The sequence below is a fragment of the Brevibacillus parabrevis genome, assembly GCF_003710905.1.
In the GTDB taxonomy this organism is placed as follows: domain Bacteria; phylum Bacillota; class Bacilli; order Brevibacillales; family Brevibacillaceae; genus Brevibacillus; species Brevibacillus parabrevis.
On sequence record NZ_RHHV01000011.1, the window covers coordinates 89,668 to 97,339 of the forward strand.

The 7,672-nt window shown below is 52.8% G+C and carries 10 protein-coding genes; 4 read left to right on the top strand and 6 right to left on the bottom strand.

Annotated elements, in window-relative coordinates; genetic code table 11:
* Entirely contained in the window at positions 1–909 is a 909-nt protein-coding gene (locus EDM60_RS15760) for an MBL fold metallo-hydrolase (RefSeq protein WP_122964832.1), read from the top strand.
* On the opposite strand, the gene EDM60_RS15765 is transcribed toward EDM60_RS15760, so the two are convergent.
* Positions 879–1,238 carry a hypothetical protein gene (locus EDM60_RS15765; RefSeq protein ID WP_122964833.1) on the bottom strand — a complete coding sequence of 120 codons (360 nt, stop codon included), beginning with the start codon at positions 1,236–1,238 and terminating at the stop codon, positions 879–881. The genes EDM60_RS15760 and EDM60_RS15765 overlap by 31 nt on opposite strands.
* Before the next feature lie 108 nt (positions 1,239–1,346).
* Between EDM60_RS15765 and EDM60_RS15770 the strand changes: the two genes are divergently transcribed.
* Positions 1,347–2,192 (top strand): PHP domain-containing protein, encoded by an 846-nt coding sequence (locus EDM60_RS15770; RefSeq protein WP_122964834.1) that lies wholly within the window; start codon positions 1,347–1,349, stop codon positions 2,190–2,192.
* A 518-nt stretch (positions 2,193–2,710) separates the two neighbouring features.
* On the opposite strand, the gene EDM60_RS15775 is transcribed toward EDM60_RS15770, so the two are convergent.
* The 4 genes from EDM60_RS15775 to EDM60_RS15790 all read right to left on the bottom strand — a co-directional run bounded on the left by EDM60_RS15775 (position 2,711) and on the right by EDM60_RS15790 (position 5,455).
* Positions 2,711–3,133, bottom strand: coding sequence for a DUF3995 domain-containing protein (locus EDM60_RS15775; RefSeq protein ID WP_122964835.1), 423 nt, complete (start codon positions 3,131–3,133; stop codon positions 2,711–2,713).
* A 561-nt stretch (positions 3,134–3,694) separates the two neighbouring features.
* Complete coding sequence (locus EDM60_RS15780; RefSeq protein WP_122964836.1) at positions 3,695–4,213, bottom strand: TetR/AcrR family transcriptional regulator; 519 nt, start codon at positions 4,211–4,213, stop codon at positions 3,695–3,697.
* Between the two features lie 197 nt (positions 4,214–4,410).
* Positions 4,411–4,863 (bottom strand): GNAT family N-acetyltransferase, encoded by a 453-nt coding sequence (locus EDM60_RS15785; protein WP_122964837.1) that lies wholly within the window; start codon positions 4,861–4,863, stop codon positions 4,411–4,413.
* A gap of 82 nt (positions 4,864–4,945) precedes the next feature.
* Positions 4,946–5,455 (bottom strand): YjcG family protein, encoded by a 510-nt coding sequence (locus EDM60_RS15790; RefSeq protein WP_063230116.1) that lies wholly within the window; start codon positions 5,453–5,455, stop codon positions 4,946–4,948.
* 145 nt (positions 5,456–5,600) lie between these two features.
* On the opposite strand from EDM60_RS15790, the gene EDM60_RS28680 reads away from it, so the two are divergent.
* Positions 5,601–5,759, top strand: a complete 159-nt coding sequence (locus EDM60_RS28680) for a hypothetical protein (RefSeq protein ID WP_167470313.1) — start codon at positions 5,601–5,603, stop codon at positions 5,757–5,759.
* A 2-nt stretch (positions 5,760–5,761) separates the two neighbouring features.
* Here the strand turns inward: EDM60_RS28680 and EDM60_RS15795 are convergent, their stop codons facing one another.
* Complete coding sequence (locus EDM60_RS15795; protein ID WP_122964838.1) at positions 5,762–6,466, bottom strand: alpha/beta hydrolase; 705 nt, start codon at positions 6,464–6,466, stop codon at positions 5,762–5,764.
* Positions 6,467–6,712: 246 nt separating this feature from the next.
* Here EDM60_RS15795 and EDM60_RS15800 point away from each other — a divergent pair, with 246 nt between their 5' ends.
* Complete coding sequence (locus tag EDM60_RS15800) at positions 6,713–7,312, top strand: phosphatidylglycerophosphatase A family protein (RefSeq protein ID WP_122964839.1); 600 nt, start codon at positions 6,713–6,715, stop codon at positions 7,310–7,312.
* Positions 7,313–7,672 lie beyond the last annotated feature (360 nt).

Below are 7,672 nucleotides of genomic sequence, written 5' to 3' on the forward strand. Positions count from 1 at the left end.
ATGATTACGGAGCGGGTCGGCTATTTTCCCGGTCACGTAAACATCGGGTTGGTGATAGGGGAGAGCGGGGCCATCCTGATTGATTCCGGGCTGGAGGCGCAAACGGCGAAGAAAATCAAAAAAGGGCTGGACGCGATAGCCCAGCCCTTGTGCGCGATCATTCAAACACACGCTCATGCCGACCACTTCGGAGGAAACGCCTACCTGCTCGGATGCTGGCCCGAAGCCAAAGTATACGCACCACCGCTGGAAGAAGCGATCATTCGCTATCCGATTCTGGAACCCATCTATTTGAACATGGGGGCAGAACCTCTTGCCGATCTGAAAAACAAGTTTTTGCTGGCGCAAGCTTCCCGGGTGGACCACCTCCTTCCATTAGAAGGAACGATTGCAATCGACGGTGTGCCTTTTACGATCCTTTCTCTGCCGGGGCACAGCTATCAGCAGGTCGGTCTGATCTGCGACGACATATGCTTTGCAGCCGACAGCTATTTGGGTGAGGAAGTATTGGAAAAGCACAAATTGCCGTTTCTTGTGGATGCGCATGAGACGATGAACAGTTTGCACAAGCTCCTTGCGACCACATGCACAGGATATTTGCCAGGTCACGGAGCGTACACCACCTCCTCTCAAGGTGCGGTGCACAAAAATATGGAATGGCATGAACGGATTTACGCTGTCATCGAAGACATTTTAAGAGAGGAGCGCGGAGTAGAAGACGCTCTCGCCCTCCTGTGTGAACGCTTGCACATTTCCATAGAAAACGCCGGAAGCTACGCCTTGTTTCGGACGGCTTTCATGGGCTATCTCGTCGGACTGGTAAAAGAAAAGAGAGTGACCTATCGGTTTTGTGCCAACAGATGGTTGTGGAGCACGGTTCAGGATGGACCAGACGAAGAAGAGAGATAATCGGCAATTTCGGCCAATTTATGCTCGGCTGCTTCCCGAACGGATTTGGGGATGAAAAAAATCTCTTCAGAGGTGTTCATATAAAATTTTGCTTCCAGATACGGATGGCCCAGCTTGACTGTCATCTCGCCTTTTCCAGTGGACGAGGTGGTAAAATTGGTGGGAATGCGCAGGAAATACGTGCTGCTGCTGGCAGAATCGTACATGACGACATCGTACGTGGGCATGCCGTCCCCGCCTGATCGGTGAAACCCCTGCTGTCTGAGCATTTTGTCGACATAGGAGAGTGGCTGCACGACACCGGTCAGGGTCTTGTTTTTTAACCGCATGGACATCCTCCTCGGCTCAACCTGTGAGAAATTCGGGTTTGCTACCATCCTATGTGCGGTGGGCAGATTTCAGACTTGAAGAAAAAGAAAAGAAGGAGTGGAGAAAATATGCTGTTGCAAGCAGACTTACATACACATACGAAGGCGTCGGACGGGACCTGCGAACCTGCGGAAAACGTGCGCCTGGCGAAAGAAGCGGGACTTGCCGCTCTGGCGATTACCGACCACGATACAGTGGCGGGCGTGGCAGAAGCGATCGAAGCGGGAGCGAGGCTCGGGGTGGAAATCATTCCGGGCGTGGAAGTAAGCTCGGTAGGAAACGGGCAAGACATTCACGTGTTAGGCTATTTTGTTCCATATGAGGATCAGGCGTTTCAAGAGCGACTTGTGGGCTTGCGAGAAACGCGCCACCAGCGCAACGAGTTGCTGATTGCCCGCCTGCAGGAGCTGGGTATTTCGATTACGCTGGAAAACGTCTACCGCCGCAAGCAAGGCACAGATAAAAACATCGGTCGCCCGCATATTGCCGAAGAGCTGATCGAGCTGGGCGTCGTGGCCACAATCGAAGAGGCGTTTGACAAGTATTTGGGCAAAGGGGGAGCGGCTTACGTCAATCCTCCGCGCATCTCGCCTCAGGAGGCGATCACGCTGATCAAGGAGGCGGGCGGCGCGGCCGTGCTGGCGCATCCAGGTTTGTATGACGATGACGAGCTTGTGCGCGAGCTGATCGTCTTCGGGCTGGACGGCATCGAAGTCAACCATCCGGACAACGATGAGCTGCAAAAGCTGCGCTACAGCAAGTGGGCACAAGAGCACGGCCTCGTCGTGACAGGCGGTTCCGACTTTCATGGCTGGCGCGGCGAGGAGCCTTTTCACGCCATGCTCGGCTCGCACACGGCGCCGACAGAGGCGGTAGAGCAGTTGCGTGAGATTGCTCGGAGGCGGAAGGGGTAATTGGAGCAGATGGGTTTATATGTTGGAGTGAAAGGTAATAACGCAGTAGTTTAGTCTGCCTGTTGGAGTGAAAGGTAGTAACGCAGGGGCTTGGCCTGTCTGTCGGAGTAAAAAGTAATAATGCAAGGGCTTGGTCTGCTTGTTGGAGTAGAAAGTAAGAACGCAGCAGTCTAGCCTGTGCTGGTGGGGTAAAAAGTAATAACGTAGTGGCTTAGCCTGTCTGTTGGAGCAAAAAGTAATAACGCAGGGGCTTAGCCTGTCTGTTGGAGCAAAAAGTAATAACGCAGGGGCTTAGCCTGTCTGTTGGGGCGAAAAGTAAGAACGCAGGGGCTTGTCTTGTCTGTTGGAGCAAAAAGCAATAACGCAGTAGCCTCCCCTGCCTGTTGGAACAGAAAAGTAGAAAAGTAGCCCCTTATCCGTCAGACGATTGGCTGAACCGGATGAAGGGGCTTTTTTGTCTGGCAAATTACATATTGCCTTGTGCCTGGGAAATGTCGGCAACTACCGTGACTGGCGGATTACAGAACCGTCAGCAAAAACGCCATTCCGAGCCACAGGCAGAGCGGAGTGAACAATCTGGTGTCTTGGCGGCCGAAGACGGTGTGCCGGACTTTTTTAAAGAAGCCCACGTAACGAAAGTCGCCGACAGCACGCAAGAAAAAAACGGCAGTACCGAAGATGCAGCCCCATTGAATCAAGGCGGGCGCCATCAGCGGCGCTAAATAACCGCTTTGCGCGAGCAGCAAATAGTCGGCGAAAAGCAGCAGGCCAGCGACTATGAGCGTCCCGATCTTTCCGGGACGAAATAGCGGGCGGGAATCGTGCGCAGTAACGGGGATGGCCGCAGTGCTTCCCCAACGGCCGCCGAATGCCCAGTACACATGCAACAATGACAGAACGGCCAGGATAATCGCAGTAGATAAGACGACGAATGTGGTCATGCGAGTGCCTCCTTGGTGAAAGCTTCGTGGGCGTTTTTTTGCAAAAGATACGCAAGCGTATGTTTCGGGCGCGAGAATCCCCCAGTGCAGGGAGGGGGCAGAAAGGGACGTTCTCAGGTCGTCGGATAGAGCCATATGATACATCATCGTACCCGGCATGAAGAAGTTCGCGCAGCAAGGATGTTTTCATGTTGTCAGATGGAGTCATATGGTCATCATCGTGCCTAGATCGAGGAAGTTCCGCAGAAAGGAGGCTTTCATGTGTCAGATGAAGCTGTACGGTACATCACCGTGCCCAGCATGAGGAAGTTCGCCGCAGATAGGGACTTTCTCAGGTCGTCAGATGAAGCCATATGGTCATCATCGTGCCTAGATCGAGGAAGTTCCGCAGAAAGAAAGGATGCTTTCATGTTGTCAGATGAAGCTGTACGGTACATCATCGTACCCAGCATGAGGAAGCTCACTCAGAAAGAAATGCTTTCATGTTGCCGGATGGAAACCATATGGCTCATCATCGTACACAGCCCTACCTCTACGAAGTCTCCACAGCAAGGCAAGCTTTCACGTTGTCCATTTCAAAAAATGCTGCAACGGCGCAGCGATGTCAAACGGCTCGTCCAGCTCCCCGCGCACCAGCCAACCGATGTAGACGAGGTAAGCGAGGTGAGCGCGGGCATTTGCTTCGTCCGGGGAGAGTCCTTTTTTGGCATACAAGGCAGCTACGTAGCCGATTCTGCGTTTTTCAATCCCGGCAACGCGCTTGCCCAGCTCCGGGTTTTGCTTGGCCCAGGCGTACATCGCTGCTTCCGTCTTGCGCTCGGTTGCAAACACGAACGACAAGAGCTGCTCCAACGTAGCCTGCTCGGCTTCCGGCGCAGAAATGATCCGCTCCGTGGCGTGCAGCTCCCAGTAGTCGATCATGGCGTTCAGCAAATCTTGGCGGTCGGCAAAATGGTGGTAGAAACTCCCCTTGCTAATGGACAGCTTCCGCGCAATGGCTTCCACGCGCACAGCTTCCACTCCCGCCTCCGCCAACGTATTCAGCCCTGCGCGAACCCAATCTTCTCGCGTATATTGCATGCTTCACCTCTAAAGATACGGTTGCGTATGTTTTGCTTCTATCCTAATCCAGATGGCAAAAATCGTCAAGAGCAAAACGCCCTCCGCCTGCTTTGACAAAGAGGGGAGGGCAAAAGAAAAGCTCAGGTTGCTAAGGAGGCGACCTGCCAGTGGTTTATGTAGCGCAAGGAACGTCTGTGATGCCTGGGACAACGCATCTATCGCAATGCTTTGACCATCGCGATATGCTCAATGCCTGCTTCATCAAAAACATCTCCGTGCGGCTCGTAACCGAGCTTTTCGTAAAAACGCTGCGCGTGCGTCTGGGCGTTTAGTTTGAGGCTGTCGAAGCCGAGTTCTTTCGCCGCGTCTTCCATCACGAGCATGATCTGGCGGCCAAGTCCGGTTCCGCGTTCGCTTTGCAGCACAGCGACGCGCTCGACTTTTCCAACGCCAGGCGTGTACGGACGCAAGCGGCTCGCTCCGACTGGTTCCTGTTCGTTGTAAGCGACGAAGTGCACCGTGCCGCTGCCCTGCTCGTCATGCTCATCGATTTCCAGCTCGGCAGGAACCTGTTGCTCGTCGATGAACACTGCTTTGCGCACCGTGAGCGCATCTTGCATTTCTTTTTCCGAGCTTACTTTTTGAATCGCATAAGATTGTTGTTTCACTGTGGGGACACGTCCTTTTCTGGTGGCAGTAAAAAGATCCCTCCCGGCAAGTCAGGCTCGCGAGGAGGGGAAGAGAAATGCTTTATTTGTTCAAGAGGAATGTCTGGTAAACGCTCCAGATTCCGTCTTCCAGTTGATAAATCAGGTGGAAGCGATCGATCTCGCTGGTCAAATCGATTTTGGCCATGCTCAATTGTCCGGTTACATCACGCAGCTCATCGTCGGACAGATCGCGCCCGATGGTCAGATGCGGAACGTACGCATACGTTTCCTTTTCCGAAACACACTTGTTCACGATTTGCTCGTGCAGTGCGGTAAAAGGCTCTTTGTTTTGCACAGCCAGGTAGATCACGTTTGTTGTAGGATGGAAAGAAGATACCCGATGGAAGTGCGCTGTAAAGCTCTCCGAAGAAGAGGCAACCTGCTCCAGATGGCTCACCAGTTCTGGCAGCTTGGCTTCATCGAGGTCAAAAGCTTCTTTCAAGCGGATATATGGAGGGACCAATGCGTATGCCGGGTCATAACGCTTCCGGTAAGAGTTGGCTACTTCCTGCACCTTGCTGGATGGAAAGACTACGATACTGTACAACATAAGAACCACTCCTCCTTACTATCTATCATGCTCTACAAGAAACTATTTTAACAGAAAATTCTTCATTTGTGTAATGTTATGCGCCGATCCGTATATTCCAGCCGCGTCAGGAAACACTGTGTAGTGCAAGGAGGTGCCGCGCTGCATGTACACGGCCATGATGATTACATTCATTTTTCTCGTCCTGCTTTTGTTGTCCGTCCTGACCTTCACCATTTTGACAGCGATCCGCAAAGGAGAGTTCGAAGAAGCACTCGTCTCGCCTTTAAAAGATGAAGGTCCCAAGGAAGAACAGCCACGGTAAGTTTACCCGTAAAGCGTCCGTAGCATGCGCGGTAAATTTTTCTGCCAGTGGCCCCATGTATGGTCACCCTCGAATGTTTCGTAATAGAGGGTGGCTTTTTTCGTTTGCAAAATCGCCCGCAGCTCCTCGTTGGCTGCGTACAGGTTCAAGACGCCGCGAGAAGAGTTCACGGCTGTTTCTTCTGTCCCAATCTCCAGGTAGAACGTTTGGGACACGGTGAGATCAGCTTGGGCGATCCGGCGGTTCAACTGCTCGTCCACAGCACCTGACTGGCTGGCAACTTGTCCAAACGTATGCGGGTAAGCAAGCGCGGTGAACAGCGAAACGACGCCGCCAAGCGATTCACCCAGCAACGTGCGTCCGTTGCCCAATGGATGCGTGGAGTAATGCGAATCAATGAAGCTGACCACTTCATCCGCGAGAAAACGGGAATAGGCAAAATGCTCTTTCCCATCCGGATGGTAGCGGTCGAAGCGTTTGGCTTTGTCGACGGGAAGAAAAACGGCGAGCAGGTCGGGAATTTCTTTGTCCGCAATCATCTGATCCAGCAAGGTCGCCATTCTGCCCATTGCCAAGTAATCGTCGCCATCCTGCACGTAAAGAACCGGATAGGAGTAAAGCGGCGAGTAACGTTTCGGGGTATAGACAATCAATTTTTCCGGCGTTCCGAGCAGCCGGCTGTCCAAGACGATTTCCTCAAGGGCCACAGCAGTGTCCTCCTTCTGGGTGTTCTTCGCAAAATTTATTATACAGGAGAGCACATAACCTGCCCAATGCTTTCGTGTGCTCCCGCGCATCGTCGCGAGCTAGTTTGCCCTTCAAGCATTTTGCTGTGGCGGGGCAGGAGGGCGAATTACCAATTATTTGGGCGAAAGATTGTCGCAATTTTGTCACCATGTGATACTATGGTAGGAAACGACTTCACTCGATTTGTGGAAGGGGTTGTCTCTTATATGAAGAAGCAAGTACACAGCATCGAAGTCAGAAACGCTGCTCTCAACCGTCTGGCAGAACGTGGCGTCACGGTGGAGGATATCGCTGAGATTGTCTATCTCATGCAGGCCCCCTATCACCCTGGCCTGACGATAGAACCGTGCATCGAGAGCGTAAAAGCCGTCTTGGAAAAAAGGGAAATGCAGCACGCCATTTTGGTAGGCGTTGAGTTGGATACGCTGGCGGAAAAAGGACTGTTGTCCGAGCCGCTCCAATCGATCATCGCAACGGACGAAGGCCTGTTCGGATGCGACGAGACATTGGCACTAGGCTCCGTCTTCGGATACGGCAGCATCGCAGTTACCACTTTTGGTCACTTGGACAAACATAAAGTGGGCGTCATCAAAAGACTGGACACCAAATCGGAGGAGGGCCGCGTCCACACCTTCCTCGACGACCTCGTAGCCAGCGTGGCCGCAAACGCCTCCAGCCGCATGGCTCACCGCATGCGGGATGAGCAGGAAGCAGAACAAGCCCGCTTGGAAGCCGAAGCACTCAAGCGCGGGGAAGCCAAGCTGCGCGTGGAGGAAAAGGCCGGGGGAACCGAGCAGGCGGGGTAAATGCGTTGCTGCGTAGGTTGGCGGTTTTGATGGTTGAGAGGATTTAGGTGGCTTGGATTGTTACCTACCTATCTTTGTGTGGTTGTTTTGGGCAGGGATTAGGGAGCAGGGGTAAGGTAAGAAAGAGCAAGGAAGCGGAATTTTGTTGGCGGGATTGTGAAAAGCCTGTCGGTCTTGAAAAGGTAGTAGATGGTAAAAAGATAGAGCGTTGTAAAAATCTAGTGAAGATCCAAAAATAGTAAATTGTATAAAGTAATCAAGAGCCATTTTTTCGTTGGTGCTGTTCCCATTTGGTTGCCGCTTGCAGGAGCGAGTGGCAGGAAGGGTGGGGAGAGGAGCGGCGGGGGGATGGCTTTTTGG